This is a genomic window from Sorangium sp. So ce145 (genome assembly GCF_051525985.1).
Lineage (GTDB): Bacteria > Myxococcota_A > Polyangia > Polyangiales > Polyangiaceae > Sorangium > Sorangium cellulosum_B.
In genome coordinates, this window is the sequence record NZ_CP150315.1 from 3,224,697 (window position 1) to 3,246,601 (window position 21,905).

At 72.9% G+C, this 21,905-nt stretch carries 17 protein-coding genes; 12 read left to right on the forward strand and 5 right to left on the reverse strand.

What is annotated here, in order from left to right; all coding sequences use genetic code 11:
* Position 1 precedes the first annotated feature (1 nt).
* From treZ to WMF34_RS12445, 11 genes are all read left to right on the forward strand, one after another.
* On the forward strand, positions 2 to 1,846 hold the full coding sequence (gene treZ / locus WMF34_RS12395; protein ID WP_437993425.1) for a malto-oligosyltrehalose trehalohydrolase: 1,845 nt from the start codon (positions 2 to 4) through the stop codon (positions 1,844 to 1,846).
* Positions 1,840 to 2,649 (forward strand): tRNA (N6-threonylcarbamoyladenosine(37)-N6)-methyltransferase TrmO, encoded by an 810-nt coding sequence (gene tsaA / locus WMF34_RS12400; protein WP_437993426.1) that lies wholly within the window; start codon positions 1,840 to 1,842, stop codon positions 2,647 to 2,649. The genes treZ and tsaA overlap by 7 nt, the downstream gene beginning before the upstream one ends.
* A 201-nt stretch (positions 2,650 to 2,850) precedes the next feature.
* Positions 2,851 to 3,183 carry a hypothetical protein gene (locus WMF34_RS12405; RefSeq protein ID WP_437993427.1) on the forward strand — a complete coding sequence of 111 codons (333 nt, stop codon included), beginning with the start codon at positions 2,851 to 2,853 and terminating at the stop codon, positions 3,181 to 3,183.
* Positions 3,176 to 3,460 (forward strand): hypothetical protein, encoded by a 285-nt coding sequence (locus WMF34_RS12410; protein ID WP_437993428.1) that lies wholly within the window; start codon positions 3,176 to 3,178, stop codon positions 3,458 to 3,460. Before WMF34_RS12405 ends, WMF34_RS12410 begins: the two co-directional genes overlap by 8 nt.
* 44 nt (positions 3,461 to 3,504) lie before the next feature.
* Positions 3,505 to 3,720, forward strand: coding sequence for a hypothetical protein (locus tag WMF34_RS12415; protein ID WP_437993429.1), 216 nt, complete (start codon positions 3,505 to 3,507; stop codon positions 3,718 to 3,720).
* Between the two features lie 137 nt (positions 3,721 to 3,857).
* Positions 3,858 to 7,415, forward strand: coding sequence for an HAD-IC family P-type ATPase (locus WMF34_RS12420; protein WP_437993430.1), 3,558 nt, complete (start codon positions 3,858 to 3,860; stop codon positions 7,413 to 7,415).
* Entirely contained in the window at positions 7,412 to 7,696 is a 285-nt protein-coding gene (locus WMF34_RS12425; protein WP_012235028.1) for a hypothetical protein, read from the forward strand. Before WMF34_RS12420 ends, WMF34_RS12425 begins: the two co-directional genes overlap by 4 nt.
* Positions 7,693 to 8,307 (forward strand): HMA2 domain-containing protein, encoded by a 615-nt coding sequence (locus WMF34_RS12430; RefSeq protein ID WP_012235029.1) that lies wholly within the window; start codon positions 7,693 to 7,695, stop codon positions 8,305 to 8,307. Before WMF34_RS12425 ends, WMF34_RS12430 begins: the two co-directional genes overlap by 4 nt.
* A 167-nt stretch (positions 8,308 to 8,474) precedes the next feature.
* Complete coding sequence (locus WMF34_RS12435; protein ID WP_437993431.1) at positions 8,475 to 9,815, forward strand: IS4 family transposase; 1,341 nt, start codon at positions 8,475 to 8,477, stop codon at positions 9,813 to 9,815.
* 691 nt (positions 9,816 to 10,506) lie between these two features.
* Positions 10,507 to 10,683 carry a hypothetical protein gene (locus tag WMF34_RS12440; RefSeq protein ID WP_437299446.1) on the forward strand — a complete coding sequence of 59 codons (177 nt, stop codon included), beginning with the start codon at positions 10,507 to 10,509 and terminating at the stop codon, positions 10,681 to 10,683.
* Positions 10,680 to 11,936 (forward strand): collagen-like protein, encoded by a 1,257-nt coding sequence (locus WMF34_RS12445; protein ID WP_437993432.1) that lies wholly within the window; start codon positions 10,680 to 10,682, stop codon positions 11,934 to 11,936. The genes WMF34_RS12440 and WMF34_RS12445 overlap by 4 nt, the downstream gene beginning before the upstream one ends.
* A gap of 220 nt (positions 11,937 to 12,156) precedes the next feature.
* On the opposite strand, the gene carB is transcribed toward WMF34_RS12445, so the two are convergent.
* The 5 genes from carB to WMF34_RS12470 form a co-directional block, all read right to left on the reverse strand.
* Positions 12,157 to 15,429, reverse strand: coding sequence for a carbamoyl-phosphate synthase (glutamine-hydrolyzing) large subunit (gene carB / locus WMF34_RS12450; protein ID WP_437993433.1), 3,273 nt, complete (start codon positions 15,427 to 15,429; stop codon positions 12,157 to 12,159).
* 3 nt (positions 15,430 to 15,432) lie between these two features.
* Positions 15,433 to 16,599, reverse strand: a complete 1,167-nt coding sequence (gene carA / locus WMF34_RS12455; RefSeq protein ID WP_157906630.1) for a glutamine-hydrolyzing carbamoyl-phosphate synthase small subunit — start codon at positions 16,597 to 16,599, stop codon at positions 15,433 to 15,435.
* Positions 16,600 to 16,956: 357 nt separating this feature from the next.
* On the reverse strand, positions 16,957 to 18,675 hold the full coding sequence (locus WMF34_RS12460) for a carbamoyltransferase family protein (protein ID WP_012235033.1): 1,719 nt from the start codon (positions 18,673 to 18,675) through the stop codon (positions 16,957 to 16,959).
* 172 nt (positions 18,676 to 18,847) lie between these two features.
* Positions 18,848 to 20,065, reverse strand: a complete 1,218-nt coding sequence (locus tag WMF34_RS12465) for a molybdopterin molybdotransferase MoeA (protein ID WP_012235034.1) — start codon at positions 20,063 to 20,065, stop codon at positions 18,848 to 18,850.
* Complete coding sequence (locus WMF34_RS12470) at positions 20,062 to 20,598, reverse strand: MogA/MoaB family molybdenum cofactor biosynthesis protein (protein WP_012235035.1); 537 nt, start codon at positions 20,596 to 20,598, stop codon at positions 20,062 to 20,064. The genes WMF34_RS12465 and WMF34_RS12470 overlap by 4 nt, the downstream gene beginning before the upstream one ends.
* Before the next feature lie 246 nt (positions 20,599 to 20,844).
* Between WMF34_RS12470 and WMF34_RS12475 the strand changes: the two genes are divergently transcribed.
* Complete coding sequence (locus WMF34_RS12475) at positions 20,845 to 21,798, forward strand: prolipoprotein diacylglyceryl transferase (RefSeq protein ID WP_012235037.1); 954 nt, start codon at positions 20,845 to 20,847, stop codon at positions 21,796 to 21,798.
* Positions 21,799 to 21,905: the final 107 nt, after the last annotated feature.

Here is a 21,905-nt window from a genome sequence, read left to right on the forward strand (position 1 = left end):
CATGAAGGCGAAGCGCACGATGGGCGCGTGGCTCGAGGGCGGCGCGGTCCGCTTCCGCGTCTGGGCGCCCGACCACGATCGGATCGAGATCGTCACCTACGGGGCCGACGGCCAGGAGGTCACGGGCGCGCTGCCTGCGGCCCCGACCGGCGGCGGCACCTTCGAGGCGACGGCGCCGGGCCTCGGGGCCGGCGCGCTCTACAAGGTGCGGATCGACGGCGAGGGGCCGTTCCCGGACCCGTACTCCCGCGCGCAGCCGCTCGGGGTCCACGGCCCGTCGGCGGTCGACGACCCCTCGTTCGCGTGGACCGACGCGGGGTGGCGGGGCGTCGCGCTCGAGGATCTCGTCCTCTACGAGGTCCACGTCGGCGCGGCGACCCCGGAGGGCACGTTCGACGCGCTCACCGGGCGGCTCGCGGAGCTCCGGGAGCTCGGCATCACGGCGATCGAGCTCATGCCGGTCGCGAGCTTCCCGGGCGAGCGCGGGTGGGGGTACGACGGGGTCGACCTCTTCGCGCCGCTCGCGGCCTACGGCGGCCCGGCGGGACTGCGCCGCCTGGTCGACGCGGCCCACGCCGCGGGGATCGGCGTGATCCTCGACTGCGTCTACAACCACTTCGGCCCCGACGGGAACTACCTTCGCGCGTACGCGATGCGCTACTTCACCGATCGGCACAAGACGCCCTGGGGCGACGCGGTGAACTACGACGGCGCGGGCGCCGAGCAGGTCCGCGCGCTCGTCCTCGAGAACGTCGAGATGTGGATCCGCGACTTCCACATCGACGGCCTCCGCCTCGACGCGACCCACGCGATCGTCGACGACTCCGAGCCGCACATCCTCCGGGAGATCGGCGAGCGCGCGCGGGCGGCCGGCGAGGGGCGGCGCGTGCTCGTGATCGCCGAGGACAGCCAGAACGACGCGCGCCTCGTGACGCCCGTCGAGCAGGGCGGGTACGGCCTCGACGCGGTGTGGTCCGACGACTTCCACCACGAGCTGCGCGTCCTGTTCGCCGGGGATCGCGACGGCTACTTCGAGGATCACACGGGCACCGCGGAGGACATCGCGGCGACGATCCGCAAGGGGTGGCTCTACGAGGGGCAGATCTCGAAGCACACGGGCAAGCCGCGGGGCACGCCCGCGGATCCGGTGCCGCCGCCGCGCTTCGTCCACTGCATCCAGAACCACGATCAGATCGGCAACCGCGCAGTCGGCGATCGGCTCGGGGACAAGGTGAGCCCGGCGGCCTTCCGGACGATGTCGGCGCTGCTCCTGCTCACGCCGTACACGCCGCTGCTGTTCATGGGCCAGGAGTGGAACGCGCGGACGCCGTTCCAGTACTTCACCGATCACGAGGCCGAGCTCGGCCGGCTCGTGACCGAGGGCCGCCGGCGCGAGTTCCAGTACTTCGCGGCGTTCGCGGGCGCGGAGGTGCCGGATCCGCAGGATCCGCGGACGTTCCAGCGCTCGAAGCTCGACCACGCCGAGCGGCAGCGGCCCGAGCACGCCGGCGTGCTCGCGTGGTACCGCGAGCTCCTCCGCCTCCGCGCCTCGCACCCCGCGCTGCAGAGCCGCGCGCGCGGCGCCTTCTCGGCCGACGCGCTCTCGCCGGACGCGATCTGCATCGAGCGCCGCGGCGGCGGGGCCGCGGTGATCGCGCTGTGCGCGCTCCGGGGCGCGCTCTCGCTCGACCTCGGCCGCCCGGAGGCGCGTGCGCTCGCGTTCAGCGAGGAGCCGAGGTTCGGCGGCGCGGCGCGGCGGCCCCCGATCGAGCGCGGCTGGGTGGAGCTCGAGGGGCCGTCGGTCCTGATCGTCGAGGTGCCCGACGCCTCCGGGGCGCGATGCTGAAGCCCGTCACGTTCACGCCCATCGGCGTGGTGCGCACGCCGTTCTCCGACAAGGTGAGCGCGCCGCGGCAGCCCCACGCCGCGGGCAGCGCGGAGGGGACCATCGAGCTCGTGCCGGGCCTCGGGCTGGAGCACGCGCTCTCGGACATCGAGGGGTGGGACTACCTCTGGGTGGTCTTCTGGTTCCACCTCAACGAGGGATGGCGCCCGAAGGTGCTGCCCCCGCGGAGCGCCGGCAAGCGGCGCGGCGTGCTGTCGACGCGCTCGCCGCACCGCCCGAACCCCATCGGCCTCAGCGCGGTGAGGCTCCTCGCGGTGGACGGGCTGACCCTGCGCGTCGGCGGCGTGGACATGATCGACGGCACGCCGGTGCTCGATCTCAAGCCCTACGTTCCATACGCGGACGCCCACCCGCACGCGCGCACCGGCTGGCTCACGCCGCTCGCGGAGGAGCCGGGCGGGGGGGCGCCGGTCGACCCCGAGCCCGGCTTCGAGGTCGCGTGGGGCGCGCGCGCCGCCGAGCAGGCCGCGTGGATCGAGGAGGCGCACGGCTTCGCGCTGCGGGAGCGCGTGGACCGGGTGCTCGCGCTCGGTCCGCAGCCGCACCCCTACCGCCGGATCCGCGCCGACGGGGACGCGATGCGCCTCGCCGTGACGTCGTGGCGGGTGCGGTTCAGGGCCGAGGGGCGGCGGATCGACGTGCTGTCGGTGGCGACGGGCTACCGCGAGAGGGAGCTCGTCGGCGGCGAGGGCCCCGATCTCGAGGCGCACCGGCGGTTCGTGGAGCGGTTCGGCCGCGGCTAGCGGCGCGTCTAGCGGCCGGCGATCGACCAGCGCGCCGCCTGCTCGCGCTCGCCAGGCACGCGCGGATCGCCGGGTATTCCTCGGATCTCGCGTGACGATTCACGCTCGCGCGGCCTGCAGCACGCGCTCGAGGCGGACAGATGCTGAGTGTGTTCATCGGGGACATCTGGCCTGGGTTTCGAGCCGGCGCGCTCGACGGAGATGCCTGCTGACGGTGCGACCGGAGCGTTGCTTGAGCGCCGGCGGCTCGTCCTGGAGACCGGGCGCGGGAGCACCGCCCAGCGGCGCGCCGAGGCCGAGCTCCAGCTGCGGGAGCGCGACGAGGGGCTGCGCCGCGCCATCATGGCGACCTCGTTCCCCATCATGAGCTACGCCGAGGTCGGGCACGTTGTCTGCGTCAACAGCGCGTGGACCGACATGAGCGGCTATACCCGCGAGCAGATCCCCCACGGTCACGGCGTGGCTCGACAGGGCGTTCGGGGCGAGGAGCGCTGCCATCCACGCCCGTGTGGCGTCCCTGTTCGATATGGATGAGGCGTCACGCGAGAACGAGCTCACCCTCGCCACGGCGAGCGGCGCCGAGCGCACGTGGGTCTTCAGCTCCGCTCGGCTGGGGAGGGACGCGGCGGGCCGGCGGCTCCTGGTCACCATCGCCTGCGACATCACCGAGCGGAAGCGGGCCGGCGACGCCTGGGAGGCGACGCTGAGGGAAGCGGACCAGCGTAAAGACGCTTTCCTAACGATGCTGGCGCCGGGTGACGGTCGCGCTGCCGGCGACGCCGGACGGCTCCGCCGTGATCCGCGTCCGTGATACCGGCATCGGCGTCGAGCCGGCGACGCTGGCGTGCATGTGCGTTGCGCGATCTTGAAAGCCTTGGAGGAGAGCGCGGACGTCGCCCCGTCGCTTATGATCGCGCTGACGGGTTATTGCCAGGAGAGGGACAGCGCCGGGTCCGCGAGGCCGGGTTCGATGTGCACTTCGTCAAGCCGATCGATCCGGCCTCGCTGCAGAGCCACCTGGCCTCCGTGGCTGGCGATGCGGGCGTGACGGCAACGACGGCGCTGGCGTGACGGCGATGACGGCGGTGGCGTGACGGCAACGACGGCGCTGGCGCGCCGCTGCGCCGGCCCGGCGGCTCGATGTGGCTCGCCCGCACACAGGCGCTGGCTCGACCTTTGAAAAGGCCTCCGCCTCAGCGCGGAGGATCATGGAGCGTCGGGGCAAGGGCTGGATCGATCTTCGTGGCGGGCGCAGGGGCCGCGGCGGCGGCGCGCGGCGGCGCGCTCGCGCAGAGCGCACGCCTGCGCGCGATCTGCACGGGCCCGCCGGGATCGCGCGGGTGCGCGCGGAGGTGGCCGGCCTCTTCGGAGACGCTGCGCGCGCCGCGCGCATCGAGCGCGACCTCGCGGCGATCCCCGGCGTCGTGTCCGCGCGGGCGAGCGCGCGCACCGGGCGGGTGCTCGTGCGCGTGGGGGAGGACGCGGCCGACGAGGCCGCGCTCGTGCTCGGCGCCCACGCCGTGCCCGGCGCCCCGCCGCCGCCGTCCGCGCGCCGCGCCGTGCGGGCAATGGCCGAGGGCGTGGGCGCGCTCGTGCGCGCGGCGCGCCGCTGCGCGCGCCCCCGTGAGGGCGCGGCGGGCGAGGGCGAGCGCCGCGCGTGGCAGGCGCGGGCCTGGGGGAGCCAGGTCGCGCCGGCTGGGCAGGGTGGGGGCGCGCCGGCCGGGCGCGGTGAGGTCGCGCCGGCCGGGCGCGGTGAGGGCGTGCCGGCCGGGCGCGGTGGGGGCGTGCCGGCCGGGCGCGGTGAGGGCGTGCCGGCCGGGCGCGGTGAGGGCGTGCCGGCCGGGCAGGGTGAGGGCGCGCCGGCCGGGCAGGGCGGGGGCGAGCGCGCCCGCCGCGTCGACGTGGCGCTCTGCGCCCACGCGGAGGACGCGGGCGAGGTCGCCCGCGCGCTCGGCGTCGATCCGCGCGAGGGGCTCCCCGCGGCCGAGGCGCGCCGCCGCCTCCGCGCGCTCGGCCCGAACGAGCTCGCCGGCGTCGCGACCCGCTCGTCGATCGAGATCCTCGCCGGGCAGATCTTCACGGTGCCCACGGCGATGCTCCTCGGCGCGGCGGGCCTGTCGCTCGCGCTCGGCGACATGATCGACGCAGGCGCCGTCCTCCTCGTCGTCGGCGCGAACGCCGCGATCGGCACGTACACGGAGTCGCGCGCCGAGGAGCTCCTGCACGCGTGGGGCGACCTCCGCGTCGGGTGGGCGCGCGTCGTGCGCGACGGGCGCGAGCAGCGGCTCGCCGCGTCGGAGATCGTGCCGGGCGACGTGCTCGCGCTGCGCGCGGGCGAGCCGGTCGCGGCGGACGCGCGCGTCGTCGACGCGCACGGCCTCGCCGCCGACGAGAGCACGCTGACCGGCGAGAGCGAGCCCGCCGAGAAGTGCCCCGCGAGGGTCGACGGCGGCGCGCCGCTCGCCGAGCGCCGCGGCATGGTGTACGCGGGCACCACCATCGCCTCGGGCGAGGGGGCGGCGGTGGTCGTCGCGACGGGCCGGTGGACCGCGCTCGGGGACATCCAGCGCGCGCTCTCCCGCGAGTCCGAGCGCACCCCGCCGCTCGAGCAGGAGCTCGCCTGGATCGGCCGGCGCCTCGCGACCTTCGCGCTCGCGAGCTCGTCGGCGGTGATGGTCGTCGGCCTCGCGCGCCGGAGGCCGCTCCGCGCGCTCGTGCGGAGCGCCGTCGCGCTCGGCGTCGCCGCCATCCCCGAGGGGTTCCCCACCGTGGGGACCACGGCGCTCGCGCTCGCGAGCCGCCGCCTGCGCGGCTCCGGCATCGTGATCCGCCGCCTCGCGGCGGCCGAGACGCTCGGCGCGGTGAGCGTCGTCTGCGCCGACAAGACCGGCACCCTCACCGAGAACCGGATGCAGGTGGCCGAGATCTTCCTCCCCGGCGAGGGCGCGCTGCGGGTGGAGCGCGCCGCGCGCGGGGACGGCGGCGCGGGGCCTGGGCGCGGGATCGCGCTGATCGGCGAGGACGGGCGCGAGGTCGACGCCGCCGCCCCGCGCGTGCACGCGCTCGCGCGCATCGCGGCCCTCAACGCCGACGTCGAGCTGAGCGAGGCGGGCAAGGTCGTCCAGGGCAGCGGCACCGAGCGCGCCCTCGTGGAGTTCGCGCTCGCCGCCGGCTACCCCGTGTCGGCGCGGCGCCTCGCGGCGCGGCGCGTGAGCGAGGCGCGGCGCTCGGCCGAGCGCGCGTTCATGGTGACGGTCCACGACCACCCGGAGCTCGGGCACATCGAGCTCGTGAAGGGCGCCCCCGAGCAGGTCGTCGCGCGCTGCGACGCGCCGCCTCGGCGCGAGGGGGCCGGCGACGAGCGCGGCGAGGTGCTCCGGCACAACGACGCGATGGCCTCGCGGGGGCTGCGCGTGCTCGCGCTCGCGTGGCGGCAGAACGGCCGGCCGGACAACGACGCTCCGCTCGAGTTCGCCGGCCTCGTCGGCCTCCGCGACCCGCCGCGCCCCGGCGTGCGGGAGGCGCTCGAGGCCCTCTCTGGCGCCGGCATCCGCACCCTGATGCTCACGGGCGACCAGGAGCGGACCGCGCGCGCGATCGGCGTCGAGCTCGGCATCCCGCCGGACGCCGTGCACAGCCGGGTCACCCCGGAGGCCAAGCTCGACATCGTACGGGCGCTCCAGCAGGGCGGCGCGATCGTGGCGATGACGGGCGACGGCGTGAACGACGGGCCCGCGCTCAAGGCGGCCGACGTCGGCGTGGCCATGGGCAAGCGCGGCACGGACATCGCGCGGGCCGTGGCCGACGTGGTCCTTGCCGAGGACGATCTGCCGAGCCTCACCGAGGCGGTCCGCGAGGGGCGGCGGCTGCACGACAACGTCCGCCGGGCGATCGCCTACTTCGTCGCGACGAACGCGAGCGAGGTCCTCACGATGCTGGTCGGCGCCCTCTGCGGCGCCTCGCCGCTCACGCCGCTGCAGCTGCTCTGGATCAACCTGCTCACCGACGTGGCGCCGGCGCTCGCGCTCGCGCTCGAGCCGGCCGAGGCCGGCGTCATGCGGCGCCCCCCGCGCGACCCTGCGGCGCGGCTGCTCGGCGCGGCCGATCTCCGCGCGCTGGGCGTGGACGCGGCCGCGATGTCCGGCGCGTCGCTGTCGGCGTACGCGCTCGGCGGCCGGGCCACCGCGGGGACGAGGGCGTTCACGGCGCTGGTGACCGCGCAGCTGCTCCACATCCTGGCCCACCGCGCCGGCGCCGGGGAGGGCGCCGCGGCGGCCGCGCTCCGCCGGGACAGCCCGCACGTGGCCCGCGCGCTCGCCGCCACGTCCGCGCTCCAGGCGCTCGCGCTCGGCTCCAGGTCCCTGGGCCGCCTGCTGGGGGCGCAGCGCCTCCGCGCCGGGGAGCTCGCGCTCGCCGTGGCCGTGGGCGCGCTGCCCGCGCTGCTCCGCGGTCCTCTGGGGCGCTCCGCGAGCGCCGGCCGCGAGATCGTGATCGTCAACGGCAGGCGCGCGGAATCGGAATCGGACTCGGACTCGGACTCGGACTCGAAATTGGAGTCGGGGTCGGAATCGGAGTCGGAATCGGAGTCGGAATCGGAGTCAGGAGCGGAATCGGACGCGTCAGCAGAAGCGGAAGCAGCCGCCGCGAGAGCGGAAGCGGAAACGGACCAGGGCGCAGGCGAGGATGCGGGGGCGGCCGCGAGACGCAAGCAAGGCGTGCGCGCCGCGCGCGTCGCCGGGCCGCGCAAGGGAGACATGGCATCATGAAGTTCCATCCACCGTCGTTCGCCCTGGGGGTCGGCACGGCCGTCCTCCTGATGGGCAAGAAGCAGCACCTCCGCCCGGTGGTCGTCGAGATCGCGGCGCTCGGGCTCCACCTGGGCAGGCTGGGCCTCGGCTTGCTCGAGCGCCAGCGGGAGCACGTCGAGGATCTCTTCGCCGAGGTCGCCGAGCGGGTGCATCAGAAGGCCACGGGCGGGGCGCGCGGCGAGCGGGCTGCGCGCAAGAGCAACGGCGCCGCGGAGCTCCACGGCGAGCCGTCGTCATGACGTCGCTGGCGGTCCTCGTCGTCCACGCCCTGGAGCGGCGCGTCCGCCTGCGCGCGCCGGCGCTGGCCGGCCATCGTCGGGTGTGCGAGCGGATCGCGGAGCAGCTCGCGGCCGATCCCGCCTGCGAGGTCGTCTCGATCCGCCCGATGACGGGCTCGGTGATCGTCGAGCGCTCCGAGGGCGGGCTCGATCCGGAGCGGCTCCGCGCCCGCCTCGCCGGGCTGGTCGACGGGGCGCGCGAGGACGACGGTCACCCGCTCGGCGCGCCGCGGCCCGAGGGGCACCCTGGTCCTACGCGCGTCGCCCGCGCGGTCGCGCACGCCTTTGCCGGGATCAACGCCGATGTGCGCGAGGCGATGGATTACCGCGCGGATCTGGGCACCATCTTGCCGGTCGTCTTCGCGGCGGCGGGGCTCGCCGAGGTCGGGGCGACGCGCAGGCTGCCTGTGCCGGCCTGGTTCAACCTGCTCTGGTGGTCGCTCCGGTGGTTCATGACGTTCAACCCCGGGGCGATCTCGGAGGAGCTGAACAGCGGCGGCGGGGCGCAGGGCCAGCCGGGCGTCGCGGGCGAGGGCCCTGGCGAGGCGGCCCCCGTCTGCGACGACCTCTAGAGCGACGGTCACCCGCTTCGGAGACGGGCCCACCTCGACGTTTTCGGTGCTCAGCGCACAGGAGTCTCAAGATCCTACACATCTCGCTTGATGTGTGCTGGGCGACGTGATCAAAGCTGCGGATGGGTTCACCTGCAGCAGAGCACGCAGCGGCACTCGCCGAGGAGATGAGCGACGCGCACTTCGGCGATGCGCGGCTTTCGAAGCGCCAGACCAAGCTGGTGCAGAAGCTGGCGCAGGCGCCGGACAAGAGCTTCCCCTCGCTCTTGTCCGACAGCGAGCTGGAGGCGGCGTACCGTTTCTTCGGCAACGACGCCGTCACGCCCGCGGCGATTCTGGCTCCGCATGTGCGCGCCACCCTCGCGCGCATGGAGGCCGAGCCGGTCGTGCTCGCCATCCATGACACCACGACCCTTTCCTTCCGCTCGGACGGCCAGCGGCAGGGGCTCGGACGGCTGCGCTCCTCGGGGCAGACGTTCTTCGCCCACTTCACGCTGGCGGTCAGCGGCGATGGAACGCGCCGCCCGCTCGGCGTGCTCGATCTGAGCACGCACGTGCGCGACGACGGCACGACGGACAACGAGCACGACCGCTGGGGAGAGCAGGTGGAGCGAGTCGCGGTCTTGGGCGCTGCGCCGCACGATGTGGTGCACGTCATGGACCGCGAAGGCGACGACTACGGCCTGTTCGCGCAGCTTCTGAGCGCAGGGCATCGGTTCGTGATTCGGCTCGCGCACAATCGCCTCGTCGAGGCTGACGCCCTCGGAGCGGAGGCCAAGCTCGAGCAGGCGCTCGCGCATGTTCAAGCGGTGGCCGTGCGCGAGGTAGAGCTTTCGCCGCGGCCGGCAGGCAATCGCAGCCCTCAACAGAAACGGCTGCATCCTCCGCGTGCAGGACGCTTGGCCAAGCTCGCCCTTGGAAGCACGCGCGTGACCCTGCGGCGACCGAGATCCCAGCCGCGCGAGCTGCCTGCGACGCTCTCGTTGCGGGTCGTACGCGTCTGGGAGATCGAGCCGCCGCCGGGCGAAGCGCCGGTCGAGTGGGTGCTGCTCACGAGCGAGCCGGTCGAGTCCGTCGAGCAGCTGACGCAGCTGGTCGACTGGTACCGGGCGCGCTGGATGGTGGAGGAGCTCTTCAAGGCCCTGAAGACCGGATGCGCCTACGAGAAGCGCCAGATCGAGGACCTGCACGGCCTGCGCAACGTGCTGGCGCTCTTCGCGCCCATCGCCTGGCAGCTATTGCTGCTGCGCAGCGAGGCTCGGCGCGCTCCGGAGCAGCCCGCGACCGCCGTGCTCACGCCCACCCAGCTCGCGGTGCTGCGGGTCTTCGCGCGCAAGCCCCTGCCCGAGAACGCCACGGCCCGCGATGCCTTCCTGGCGATCGCCGGGCTCGGCGGACACCTCCGGCGAAACGGCGAGCCCGGCTGGCAGACCTTGGGCCGTGGCTACGAGCAGCTGCTCACCCTCGTCCAGGGCTGGAGCGCCGCGAGGGAGGTGGGGAAAATATGATCAATCCTGAGACAGGAGTGCGCTTGCGCGCCGAAAACGCCGATCTGGGCCCGTCTCCTGTGCGGGGGACCGCCGCTCTGCACGTGGCGGAGGTGGGCGGAAACCGCTGTGGAGAGGCATGTCCGCTCCGCGGACGCATCGCCGGTTGGGGGGCTCCGGGCGCGGCTGAAGGCGGGCACATCGGCTTGGTGCGCGGGGGCAGCGCTCGGCGGAGCTGCTACCGCGCGCTCGCGCGGAGGGCAGGAGAGCGTGGGACGAGGGCATTCCGCCAGCGGGGCCACGATTCTCGGCGTTCACCTCGCCTCGGACATCTCCTTGCGATCGCGGCGCGAGCGTGTCGGCGCGCTTTCGAGCCCGTGGCGCCGCCTGTCGACCCCGACGTAAAGCGGCGATGTCGCACAATGGCTCGGGAATAGATTGAACCTTGGTGGCCGGGCGCGTACCTTCCTGGTCCGGATCGTAAGCCCCGGAAGCAGAGGGGAACACGTTGATGGCGCGACTGCAATTCCCGGTGTGGCTAGGCCTGACTGTTGCATCGCTCGCCGTGTCTCCGGGCTGTAGCTGTGGCAGTCCCGACGTGTCCGTGGCTGGGGCCGGGTCGGGGGGTGAAGGTCTCGGGGGGGCTGGCGGGGCTGGTGCAGGCGATCCTGTGGCTTCGGCGGGCGGGGGTGGCGCAGGTGGGCGCCCCGAGGTGGGGGATCGGGGCATCGCCGCGGGCGAGATGGTCAGCGCGGGGAAGGTCGTGAGGAGTCCGAGCTATCGCATGGTCTTCACGCTCGGTCAGCCGACGCAGAATCAGGGAAAGACGACCTCACCGAGCTACCGCGTGCAGGGCGGTCTGGTCGGGGCGAACGGGAGCGTGCCATGAACGGGATGGGACGGCGTGTCCTCGCGATGGGTGTTCTTCTCGCCGCCTCCGTCGGCCTCGTGCGCGGCGCGGCCGCCGCCGTGCCGATGCAGATCTCGCATCAGGGGCGGCTCTTCACGGCCAACGGCGAGCCGGTCAATGACGTCCTCTCGGTGACGTTCGCCATCTACGCCGCCGAGGACGACGACGAGCCGCTCTGGAGCGAGGTGATCGCGCTCTCGTTCGACGAAGGCTTTTTCTCCACGGTGCTCGACTTCACCGAGGAGCAATCCGCGAAGGTCTTTGACGGCTCGGTTCGCTACATCGGAATCACGGTCGGGGACGATCAGGAGATGGAGCCTCGCGCTTCGATCGGGAGCGTCCCGTATGCGATGGTCGCGAACAACGCTGTTGGTGAGATCACGCCGAAGCTGGTGAAGATCGGCGGCAGGGTCGTCATCGACGAGAGCGGCAACTGGGTGGGCGACTCGAGCGGAATCGCGGGGCCGATGGGGCCGGCGGGTCCGACAGGACCCCAGGGACCGACGGGGCCGGACGGACCGACAGGGCCGAAGGGGCCTGATGGGCCGACGGGGCCCGTGGGCGCGACAGGGCCCGAGGGGCCGGCGGGGCCGGCTGGCCCTCCCGGCGAGAGGGGACCGATGGGGCCCGAGGGACCGATGGGACCCCAGGGGCCGATGGGACCCGAGGGACCGATGGGACCCGAGGGGCCGATGGGGCCCGAAGGGCCGATGGGGCCCGAGGGTCCGATGGGGCCCGAGGGACCGATGGGGCCCGAGGGACCGACGGGTCCAGTGGGCGCAACAGGGCCTCAGGGGCCGACGGGTGTGGTCGCGACGATCGCGATTGCGGGCAACGTTGCTCCGCTTTTTGATGGTGGCAGCGCCGCGTATGTCTTCGTCGGCCCCCCGGGGACGGTGACCATCACCGGCAGCCAGCGCGTGACCGGATCGGCCTCTGCGCCGCTCGGGCTGCAGCCGTCCCGCGCTGCGTTCGTCGCCCCGCTCGGCCTCTGTTACCAGCGGCGCGGCGGCACCGGCGAGATCGTCAACTTCTTCGGCGGCACCTTCGCGAGCCACTACTTCACGCCGACCCGCACGACCTACTCGGTCTCTGCCACGACGGTGCTGCCAGAGGGCGAATGGAATGTCGGCATGTGCGTCCGCAATGAGGGGACCAGCCCGATCCAGGGATCGACCACGTCGACCGGCAACGGCATGGTGAACGGCTGGTTCATCGTCACGAACGACTGAGGGCGAGCCCGCCGTCCGGGTTCGTGAGCCCGCCTCCGCTCCCGTGAAGTCGGCGGGCCCCGTGCGGGGGCGTCCACCGCGGGGCGCGGAGAGGGCCGGTGTTGGTTCTGCTCTCAGGAGGGCAGCCGGCCCCGTGGGGGAGTGCCCGTCGCGGGCCGGGCGGCTCGGCACAACTGCCCGAGCCACCCGGAGCCTCTCTTCGCCGCGCCGGCGCCTCAGATCACCTGAGCGCCACCGGGCTCCGCGCGAGGTACTCGTCGTAGGACAGGGTCCGCAGATCCTCGATCCTCTTCGCGCGCATCGCCCCGATGACCGCCCGCGCGAGCTGGAGGTCCGTGAGGAGCGGGATGTTCGCGTCGACCGCGCGCCGCCGGATCAGGTAGCCGTCCGGACGGCCGAGCTGGTCGTACTCGCGGGGGATGTTGATCACGAGATCCACCTTCCCCTGCTCGATGGCGCTCATCGCCGTCTCCCCCTCGTCGGGCTGCTTCGCGAGGCTCGTGCACGCGAGCCCGAGCGCCCGGAGCGCCTCGGCCGTGCCCGGCGTCGCGAAGATGGGGAGCTTCAGGTGCTCGGCGATCACGCGGGCCTCGTCGGCGAACCAGTACTTGTCCTCGAGCGGCCCGAGCGACAGCAGCACGCCCTTCTTGGGGAACCTGAAGCCGGTCGCGAGCAGCGAGTGCAGGAGCGCCTCGTGCATGTCGTCGCCGAAGCAGCCGACCTCGCCGGTGCTCGCCATCTCGACGCCGAGCATCGGATCGGCCCCCACGAGGCGCGAGAACGAGAACATCGGCGCCTTCACCCCGACGTAATCGAGGTCGAGCCCGCGGTTCTCGACCGGCTGCGACACGCCGAGCATCCTGCGCATCGCCTCCCGGACGAAGTTGTTCCCCGTGACCTTCGACACGAAGGGGAAGCTCCGCGACGCGCGCAGGTTGCACTCGATCACCTTGACCGTGTTGTGCTTGGCCAAGAACTGCATGTTGAACGGCCCGGTGATCGAGAGCGACCGCGCCACCTGCTGGGCGATCTGCTTGATCCTGCGGATCGTCGCGATGTAGAGCGACTGCGGGGGCAGGACGAGCGTCGCGTCGCCGCTGTGGACACCGGCGTTCTCGACGTGCTCGCTGATCGCCCAGAGGATGATCTCCCCGCGATCGGCGACCGCGTCGATCTCCACCTCGCGGGCGTGGGTCTCGAACTTGGACACGACGACGGGGTAGATGGGGGAGACGGCCTTGGCCCGGGCGAGGATGCGATCGAGCTCGTTGGGCTCGTGCGCCACGCTCATGGCCGCGCCGCTCAGCACGTAGCTCGGCCGCACGAGGACGGGGAAGCCGCCGAGCTTGTTCACGATCTCGCCCGCCTGGCCCGCGTCGACGACGTGCGCCCAGCGCGGCTGGTCGATCTCCAGCCGGTCGAGCAGATCGCTGAACTTCTTCCGGTCCTCGGCGGTGTCGATGCTCCCCGGGCTCGTGCCGAGGATGCGCGCCCCCGCCTCGTGCAGCCGGAGCGCCAGGTTGTTCGGGACCTGCCCGCCCATGCTGACCACGATGCCGTAGGGCTGCTCCCGCTCGTAGATGTCGAGCACCGTCTCGAAGCTGATCTCGTCGAAGACCAGCTTGTCGCACGTGTCGTAGTCGGTGCTGACCGTCTCCGGGTTGTAGTTCAGCATCATGGTCTCGTAGCCGAGCTCCGAGGCCGCGCGGATCGCGTTGACGCAGCACCAGTCGAACTCGACGCTCGATCCGATGCGGTAGGCGCCGGAGCCGAGCACCATGATCTTCTTCCGCCAGGACGGCGCGACGTCCGTGGCCGACGCGTGGTAGCTCGAATAGAGGTAGTTCGTCTCGGCGGGGAACTCGGCCGCGAGCGTGTCGATCTGCGCGAGGTGCGGCACGACGCCGTGCCGCTTCCTGGCCTCGCGGATCGAGCCCCGCGGCGCGCCGGTCAGCGTGCCGATCATCCGGTCGCTGAAGCCGAGCTGCTTCGCCTCCCGGAGGGTCGCCTCCTCGAGCGCCGGCTCCTGCGCGGTCGCGGCCTTGTCGGCCTGCGCGGGGACGGCGACCTTGAGCGTCTTCAGATCCCGGTGCATCCGGACGATCGGCTCGATCTGGTTCAAGAACCACCGGTCGATCTTGGTGAGGTTGTGGATCTCGTCGACCGACATCCCCTCCTGGAGCGCGCGGGCCACGGCGAAGATCCGGAGCGGCGTCGCGTTCTGCAGCTCGTCGCGGAGGTCCTTGAAGGTGAACGCGTCGGGGTCGAGCCCCTTCACCCCGATGTCGAGCATGCGGAGCGCCTTCTGGATGACCTCGGGGAACGTCCTGCCGATGGCCATGACCTCGCCGACGCTCTTCATCTCGCTGCCGATCCGCATCGACGCGCCGCGGAACTTGCCGAGATCCCAGCGCGGGACCTTGCAGACGAGGTAGTCGAGCGCCGGCTCGAAGAACGCGGTCGTCCTGCGGGTGATCGCGTTGGCGATCTCCGGCATGGTGTAGCCGACGGCGATCTTCGCGGCGACGTAGGCGAGCGGGTAGCCCGTCGCCTTGCTGGCGAGGGCGCTCGACCGGGAGAGCCGCGCGTTCACCTCGATGACCCGGTAATCGGCGCTGTGCGGGTCGAGCGCGTACTGGATGTTGCACTCGCCCACGATGCCGAGGTGGCGGATCGTCTTCAGCGCGACCGAGCGGAGGAGCTGGTACTCCTCGTCGTTCAGCGTCTGCGACGGGGCGACGACGATCGACTCCCCGGTATGGATCCCCATCGGGTCGAGGTTCTCCATGTTGCAGACGGTGATGCAGTTGTCGCGCCCGTCGCGGACGACCTCGTACTCGATCTCCTTCCAGCCGCGGAGGCACTCCTCGACGAGCACCTGGGGCACGCCGCCGGCGAAGCCGCGGCGCACGGCGTCCTCGAGGTCGCGCTCGCTCTCGACGATGCCGCTGCCCTTGCCGCCGAGCGCGTAGCCGCCGCGGAGCATCACGGGGAACCCGATCTCGCGCGCCGCCGCCATGGCCTCGGCCGCCGAGCGGCAGGCGCGGCTGCGGGCGGTCTTCACGCCGATCTCGTCGAGGCGCTCGATGAAGAGCCGCCGGTCCTCGGTGTCGCGGATCGCCTTGATCGGCGTGCCGAGCACCCGCACGCCGTACTTGTCGAGGATGCCCGAGTCGTGGAGCTCCAGCCCGCAGTTGAGCGCCGTCTGCCCGCCGAAGGAGAGGGCGATCGCGTCGACCTCCTCCTTCACGATGATCCGCTCGACGAACTCCGGGGTGACCGCGCAGAGGTGGATGCGGTCGGCGAGCCCCTCGCTCGTCTGGATGGTGGCGATGTTGGGGTTCACGAGGACGGTGGCGATCCCCTCTTCCTTGAGGGCCTTGATCGCCTGCGACCCCGAGTAGTCGAACTCGCCGGCCTGACCGATCTGGAGCGCGCCGGAGCCGAGCACGAGGACGCGCCGGGGTTTCTTGGGGAGATACGCGCCGTACATGGCTCAGCTCCTTCCTGCGGTGGGGGTGGCGCGGGGATCCGCGGCAGCGGCCCCCGCGGTCTTGAGTCGCGAATCGGAGGACCCCTTCATCGCGCCGCAGAGGCGGAGGAAGTCGTCGAACAGGTAGCCCGCGTCCTCGGGCCCGGGCGTCGCCTCGGGGTGGAACTGGACGCTGAAGAAGGGGCGGAGCCGCGAGCGGATGCCCTCGTTGGTGCCGTCGTTGATGTTGACGAACCAGGGCTCCCACTCGGCGGGCAGCGACTCGTGCTTCACCGCGTACCCGTGGTTCTGGCTCGTGACGTAACAGCGGCGGCTCAGGAGGTCCTGCACCGGCTGGTTCACGCCGCGGTGGCCGTACGGCAGCTTGAAGGTGTCGCCGCCGGCGGCCAGCGCGAGGATCTGGTTGCCGAGGCAGATGCCGAAGATCGGCTTCGTGTAGGTCCCGAGCAGGCCGCGCACCGCGGCGACCAGCTGGCCGAGGTCCTTGGGGTCGCCGGGGCCGTTGCCGATGAGGATGCCGTCGGCGCTCTCGGCGAGCTCGGCGATGGGCGCGTGGTAGGGGGCGCGGATGACGGTGACCCCGCGCCGCAGGAGCGAGCGGACGATGTTGTCCTTCGCGCCCGCGTCGATGAGCAGCACCTTCAGGGGGCCGCCCTCGTACGTGACGGGCTCGCGGGGCGAAACGAGGCGGAACACCTCCTCGCGCATGTCCACGGCCTCGGCCGAGCGCTTCACCCGCTCCAGGTCCATCTCGGCCGGGAACAGCCAGCCCTTCATCGTCCCGACCTCCCGGAGCCGCCGCGTCAGCGTCCGCGTGTCGATGCCCGTGATCGCCGGGATGCCCTCGCTGGCGAGCCAGGCGCCGAGCGAGCGGACCGCGGCGTGGTGGCTGTAGCGCTCCACGTAGCTCTGGACCACGAGGCCCTGCACCTGGATGCGGTCCGCCTCGTAGGGCCCGTCGACGCTGCCTGCGTTGCGCGGCGCGGGCACGCCGTAGCTGCCCACGAGCGGGTACGTGATCGTCAGGATCTGGCCTCTGTACGAGGGATCCGTGAGCGTCTCGACGTACCCCGTCATGCCGGTGTTGAAGACGACCTCGCCGCTCACCGCGCGCGGGGCGCCGAAGCACCGGCCCGTCATGGTCGTGCCGTCTTCGAGTACGAGCTTCATCCGATTCGCATCCATCCTCTTTGACCGCCTGGGCCGCCGCGGCGCGGACCCTTACGCAGGAGGGGCCGTGAGCGCATGCAGCGCCGTTGGCCCATGGGGTACCAGGTCCGCGCGCACGCCGCGCGGCGGGCCGGCATCATGCTCGAGGCAAGGCGTCCAAGCACCCCCGGTCGTCGGAACCGGTTGCTCCGGCGCTCCGTCGAGGTGGGGCAGGGCGCCCGGCGTCCCGTTCTTCCACATGCCGGGGACGCCCATTTGCCGTCCCCCCGCTCCACGTCAACCACGAACTTTCGGCCGAGCCTCCACGGCCGCTTCCGGCGGGCATTTCGTGGCCTGCCAGGAGCCCGCGCGGTCTGCCTAGAGGGCCGGCGCGCGCTCGAGGTAGGCCCGCTCGAGCACGAGCACGTCCATCTTGGTCCGGAGGAAGCAGTCGAGCGCTTCCTTTGGGGTGCAAACGATCGGCTCGCTGGCGTTGAAGGAGGTGTTCAGGAGGACGGGCGTGCCCGTCTGCCGGCCGAACTCGCTGAGGAGCGCGTGGTAGCGCGGGTTCTCCTGGGCGGTCACCGTCTGGAGGCGCCCCGTGCCGTCGACGTGGGTCACGGCGGGGATCTCGGCGCGGCGCTCGGGCTTGATCTTGTAGACCTTGACCATGAACGGGTCCGGCGAGGTCTGCTCGAAGTAGTCGCCGACGCGCTCGAGGGGCAGCGCCGGCGCGAAGGGGCGGAACATCTCGCGGCGCTTGATCCGCTCGTTCATCGCGTCCTTGATGTCCGGCCGCCGCGGGTCGCAGAGGATGCTGCGGTTGCCGAGCGCGCGCGGGCCGTACTCCATCCGCCCCTGGAACCAGCCGACCACCTTGCCCTCGCTGATCGCCCTGGCGACGCGGGGGATCAGGTCCTCGTCGGGGAGGGTCTCGAACGCGACCTGCTCCTTCCGGAGCAGCTCGTCGATGGTCTCCTGCGAGAAGGCCGGGCCGAAGTAGCTGTGCGTCTGCTGGAAGCCGCGCGGGTTGTCGAGCTTGTGGTGGTGGACGTAGAGCGCCGCGCCGAACGACGTGCCCGCGTCGCCGGCCGCGGGCTGGATGAAGACGTCGTCGAACAGCCCCTTCGGGCGGATCTTCCCGGCGGCCACGCTGTTGTAGGCGCAGCCGCCCGCGAGGGCGAGGCGCGGCGAGCCGGTGAGGTGCTTCGCCGTCGCGAGCAGCTCGAAGTAGACCTCCTCGAACGCCGCTTGCGTCGAGGCGGCGACCGCCATGAAGCGATCTTCCATCGGGCTCTTCGGGCTGCGGGCGGGGCCGAGCAGGTCGATCAGGCGCTCGGAGTGGATGGGGCCGTAGCGGGGCTCGCCCTCCCAGGTCATCGCGATGCCCTTCGTGTGGTGCTGGAAGTACTCCAGCCCGAGCTCGAACGCCCCGTCCTTGACGCGCACCACCTGCCGGAGCTTGTCGAGCAGATCCGGCTGGCCGTAGGCCGACAGCCCCATGACCTTGTACTCGTCGCCGAACTTGGGGAAGCCGAGGTACTGCGTCAGGCCCGAGTAGAACAGCCCGAGCGAGTGGGGGAAGCCGACGTGCCGGAGGATCTCCAGCTTGTTGCCGCGGCCGCGCGCCCACATCGTGCTGACGAAGTCGCCGAAGGCGTCGATGGACAGGACCGCCGCCTCGTCGAAGCCCGAGGGGAAGAACGCGGACGCGAGGTGCGCCCGGTGGTGCTCGACGTTGTGCGACGCGGCGCGGATGCGCTTCGGGTCGACGCCGAGCGCGGCGCCGAGGTGCACCTTCGGGTCGCTCGCGCCGAGCGAGCCCTTGAGGAGCCCCGCCGGCGAGCGCCGCGTCAGCGCGTAGAGGAGCTTGTCGCCGAGGTGCGCCCTCGTGTCGCGGCTGATCGCGATGTGATCGATGTCCTCGACCCGCGCGCCCGCGGCGCCGAGGCAGTACTCGACCGCCAGCCGCGGGAAGCCCGCGCAGTGCTTGATCCTGCTGAACCGCTCCTCCTCCGCCGCCGCGACGAGCTGGCCGTCGACGAGCAGGGCGGCCGACGCATCGCCGTGGTAGGCGTTGATCCCGAGGATGAGCATCGCTCCGCCATCTTCCGGCGCCCCCGCGCGAGGGTCAAGGTGAGCCCTCCGCCCGAGCGCGGCGTGATCGAGCGCGGGGTCGTGACGTAAATTCGCCGGCCGCGTGGCAATCCCGCGCGCTGGAGGCAATGCCGCGCGCCGTGGGGAGCGCGCGGCATTGCGCGGCGCGCGGTCAGATCTCCGCGAGGCGGATGGCCTCGAGGCGATCGCCCTCGTCGATGCGCTCCCGATGGGCGGGCACGAGGACGAGCGCGTCGGCCTCGGCGAAGCTCGTGACGGCGCCCGACGCCTGGTTCGTGGCGATGCGGGCGACGAGCTCGCCGCTCGAGGCGTCGAGGCGGGTGCGGAGGAACTCGGCGCGACCGGGCTGGCGCCTGAGCGCGCTGTCCGCGCGGACGATCACGCGGGGCGGCCGCGGCGCCGCGTCGCCCTGGAGCGCGCGGAGCAGCGGCACGCCGAAGAGGACGAACGTGAGCGAGGCCGACGCCGGATTGCCTGGCAGCCCGAGCACGTGGACGACGCCGCACCGCGAGAGCTCGGCGCGCCCCACCGCGAGCGGCTTGCCCGGCTTGATGGCGACGCGCCAGAAATCGAGCGACACGCCGGCTGCCTCGAGCGCGGGGCGGACGATGTCGTGGTCGCCGACGCTCACGCCGCCGACGGTCACCACGAGATCGGACCCGCGCAGCGCCGTCGACACCGCCTCGGCGGCGCGCGCCGCGTCGTCGGGGACGAACGGCGCGATGCGGACCGCAGCGCCCGCGGCGCGCGCTGTCGCGGCGATGAAGTAGCTGTTCGACTCCGCGATCGTGCCCGCGGGGCCAGGCGAGCCGGGCGCGCGCAGCTCGTCGCCGGAGCACATCACCGTGACCACGGGGCGGCGCGCGACGAGGACGCTCGGGCGATCGAGCGCGGCCGCGAGCGCGACTTTCCCCGGGGTGAGCCGCGCTCCTCTGCGCAGCGGGACGGCGCCCTCCGCGAGGTCCGCGCCCCGGCGGCGCACCCAGGCGCCCGCCCGCGGCGCTTCCTGCAGGGTGATCTCGTCGCCGCTGCGCGCGGCGTCCTCCTGCGGCGCGATCGCGTCGGCGCCGGGCGGCAGCCGCGCGCCGGTGAAGATCCGACACGCCGTGCCCGGGTGGAGCGCCGGCAGCGGGCGGCCGGCGGCGCTCTCGCCGCGGACGAGCAGCCTGAAGGGCCCGCTGCCCGCGAGGTCGGCCGAGGCGATGGCGTAGCCGTCCATCGCACTGTAGTCGAAGGCGGGCATCGCGTCGGCGGCCGCGATGTCCTCGGCGAGCACGCGCCCAGCCGCGTCGTCGAGCGACACCCGCTCGGGGCCGACCGGGGCAGCGGTCGCGAGCAGCCGATCGAGCGCCTCTTCGAAGGGGATCATCCGCGCTGCTCCTCGCCCTGCGCGGGCTGCGGGGGCCGGTGGTGGTGGCCGCCCTTGCCTGACGCGAGCGTGACCGCGTGCGCGAGGACCGGGCCGATGATCTGCGTGACGGCGAGCTCCACCGCCTTCGGGCTGCCGGGCAGCGCGATCACCACGAGCCCTCGCGCGACGCCCGCCGCGGCGCGCGACAGGATGGCGTTCGGCCCGATCGCGTCCCAGCTCAGGCGCCGGAACGCCTCGCCGAAGCCGTCGAGCGTCTTCTCGAAGAGCGGCGCGAGCGCCTCGAGGGTCCGGTCGCGCGGGGCGATCCCGGTCCCGCCCGTCGTGACGACCGCGTCGGCCGAGCCTGCGTCCGCGATCTGAACGATCGCCGCTCGCAGCAGCTCGGGCTCCTCGCGGAGGACGGCGTGGGAGGTCACGGAGAAGCCGGCGCGCTTCAGGAGCTCGCCGAGGAGCTGTCCGCCCTCGTCATCGTCGAGGGTGCGGGTGTCACTGAGCGTCAGCGTGGCGACGCGCACGGGGGAGCGGCTCATGCGGCAGGTTTACGCCTGTCCCCCGCGGTTGGCGAACTCTTGACGACACCGGCGCGGCGTCGCGGCGGGCTTCGCGCGGGCGCGGTGGCCTCGCCGCGCGGCGGCGCGGCGCTCGACCGGGCGAAGGCGGCCTCGCTGCGTCCCTGGCGCCCCCGCCGCGCTGAGCGCGCCCCCGCCGCGGCCTTGTCGCTCCGACGTCATCGACGGCGGATGGCTTTCGCCTCGTCGCTGCGCTAGGGGAGCGACGTGTCAGGCCCTCTGATCCCTTACATCGAGCTCCCCGAGATCCCGCTCGCTTTCCTGGAGCACATCCCGCTCGTGGGGCAGCTCATCGATCCGGCGAAGCCGCCCTCGATCAAGCCGTTCGGCACGCTCGTGGCGCTCGGCGTCTACATCGGCGCCGTGGTTGCCACGCGGCACGCGCGCGAGCGGCGCCTCGACGAGAAGAAGATGAGCGAGTTCATCTTCTGGGTCGTGGCGGCCGGGTTCATCGGTGGGCACGTCCTCGACGCGATCTTCTATCACCCGCAGCGGGTCGCCCGAGATCCTCTCTACCTCTTCGCGCTCTGGGACGGCCTGTCGAGCTTCGGCGGCTTCACCGGCGCGCTGATCGGCGCCTTCGCGTGGCGCTTCTATCGGCGCGAGCGGATCATGCCCTACTGCGAGGTCGTCAACAGCGCGTTTCCGCTCGCGTGGGTCTTCGGGCGCGCGGGCTGCGCGTCGGTCCACGATCATCCGGGCCGTATTTCCGACGCATGGTTCGCGGTCCAATACCCGCTCGGGACGGGACATGTCGGCCGGTTCGATCTCGGTCTATATGAGTGTGTGCTCGCGATCCCGCTCGCGATCGCGTTCGCGGTGCTCTGGCGCCGGAACCCCCATCGTCCGCTCGGTTTCTACACCGGGATCATGTGCACCGCGTACGCGCCGGTGCGGTTCGCGCTCGATTTCCTGCGCGAGCGGGAGGGCACGGTCGTCGGCGGCGATCCGCGTTATGCCGGTCTCACCCCCGCGCAGTGGGCATGCTTCGGTCTGTTCGCGGTGGGGCTCTATTTCCTGCGCATGGCGGCGCGCGGCGAGCCGTCGAGCGCCGGGGCGAGCCCGCTGGACGGCGCTTCGCGCGTCGCGGACGACGATCCGTCCGACGAGGACGATGAGGCCGAGGCGCCTCGGGCCTCCCGCGCCCGGGCCGAGAGGTGATCCCGCGTATGGGCGCCTTGGACCGGTCGTTCCGGGTTTCGGGCGGATCCACGCCGCGCGATGCGCTCATTCGCCGGGCGGCGCTGGGCCGCTCGGCCCTCCCGAGC

What these genes read in the sequence shown, in the direction of transcription:
- WMF34_RS12465 (WP_012235034.1), bottom strand. Translation starts at nt 20,065, where the DNA reads ATGATCCCCTTCGAAGAGGCGCTCGATCGGCTGCTCGCGACCGCTGCC.
- WMF34_RS12445 (WP_437993432.1), top strand. Translation starts at nt 10,680, where the DNA reads ATGAACGGGATGGGACGGCGTGTCCTCGCGATGGGTGTTCTTCTCGCC.
- WMF34_RS12460 (WP_012235033.1), bottom strand. Translation starts at nt 18,675, where the DNA reads ATGCTCATCCTCGGGATCAACGCCTACCACGGCGATGCGTCGGCCGCC.
- treZ (WP_437993425.1), top strand. Translation starts at nt 2, where the DNA reads ATGAAGGCGAAGCGCACGATGGGCGCGTGGCTCGAGGGCGGCGCGGTC.
- WMF34_RS12420 (WP_437993430.1), top strand. Translation starts at nt 3,858, where the DNA reads ATGGAGCGTCGGGGCAAGGGCTGGATCGATCTTCGTGGCGGGCGCAGG.
- WMF34_RS12425 (WP_012235028.1), top strand. Translation starts at nt 7,412, where the DNA reads ATGAAGTTCCATCCACCGTCGTTCGCCCTGGGGGTCGGCACGGCCGTC.
- tsaA (WP_437993426.1), top strand. Translation starts at nt 1,840, where the DNA reads ATGCTGAAGCCCGTCACGTTCACGCCCATCGGCGTGGTGCGCACGCCG.
- WMF34_RS12435 (WP_437993431.1), top strand. Translation starts at nt 8,475, where the DNA reads ATGAGCGACGCGCACTTCGGCGATGCGCGGCTTTCGAAGCGCCAGACC.
- WMF34_RS12470 (WP_012235035.1), bottom strand. Translation starts at nt 20,598, where the DNA reads ATGAGCCGCTCCCCCGTGCGCGTCGCCACGCTGACGCTCAGTGACACC.
- WMF34_RS12430 (WP_012235029.1), top strand. Translation starts at nt 7,693, where the DNA reads ATGACGTCGCTGGCGGTCCTCGTCGTCCACGCCCTGGAGCGGCGCGTC.
- carA (WP_157906630.1), bottom strand. Translation starts at nt 16,599, where the DNA reads ATGAAGCTCGTACTCGAAGACGGCACGACCATGACGGGCCGGTGCTTC.
- carB (WP_437993433.1), bottom strand. Translation starts at nt 15,429, where the DNA reads ATGTACGGCGCGTATCTCCCCAAGAAACCCCGGCGCGTCCTCGTGCTC.
- WMF34_RS12405 (WP_437993427.1), top strand. Translation starts at nt 2,851, where the DNA reads ATGCCTGCTGACGGTGCGACCGGAGCGTTGCTTGAGCGCCGGCGGCTC.
- WMF34_RS12410 (WP_437993428.1), top strand. Translation starts at nt 3,176, where the DNA reads ATGGATGAGGCGTCACGCGAGAACGAGCTCACCCTCGCCACGGCGAGC.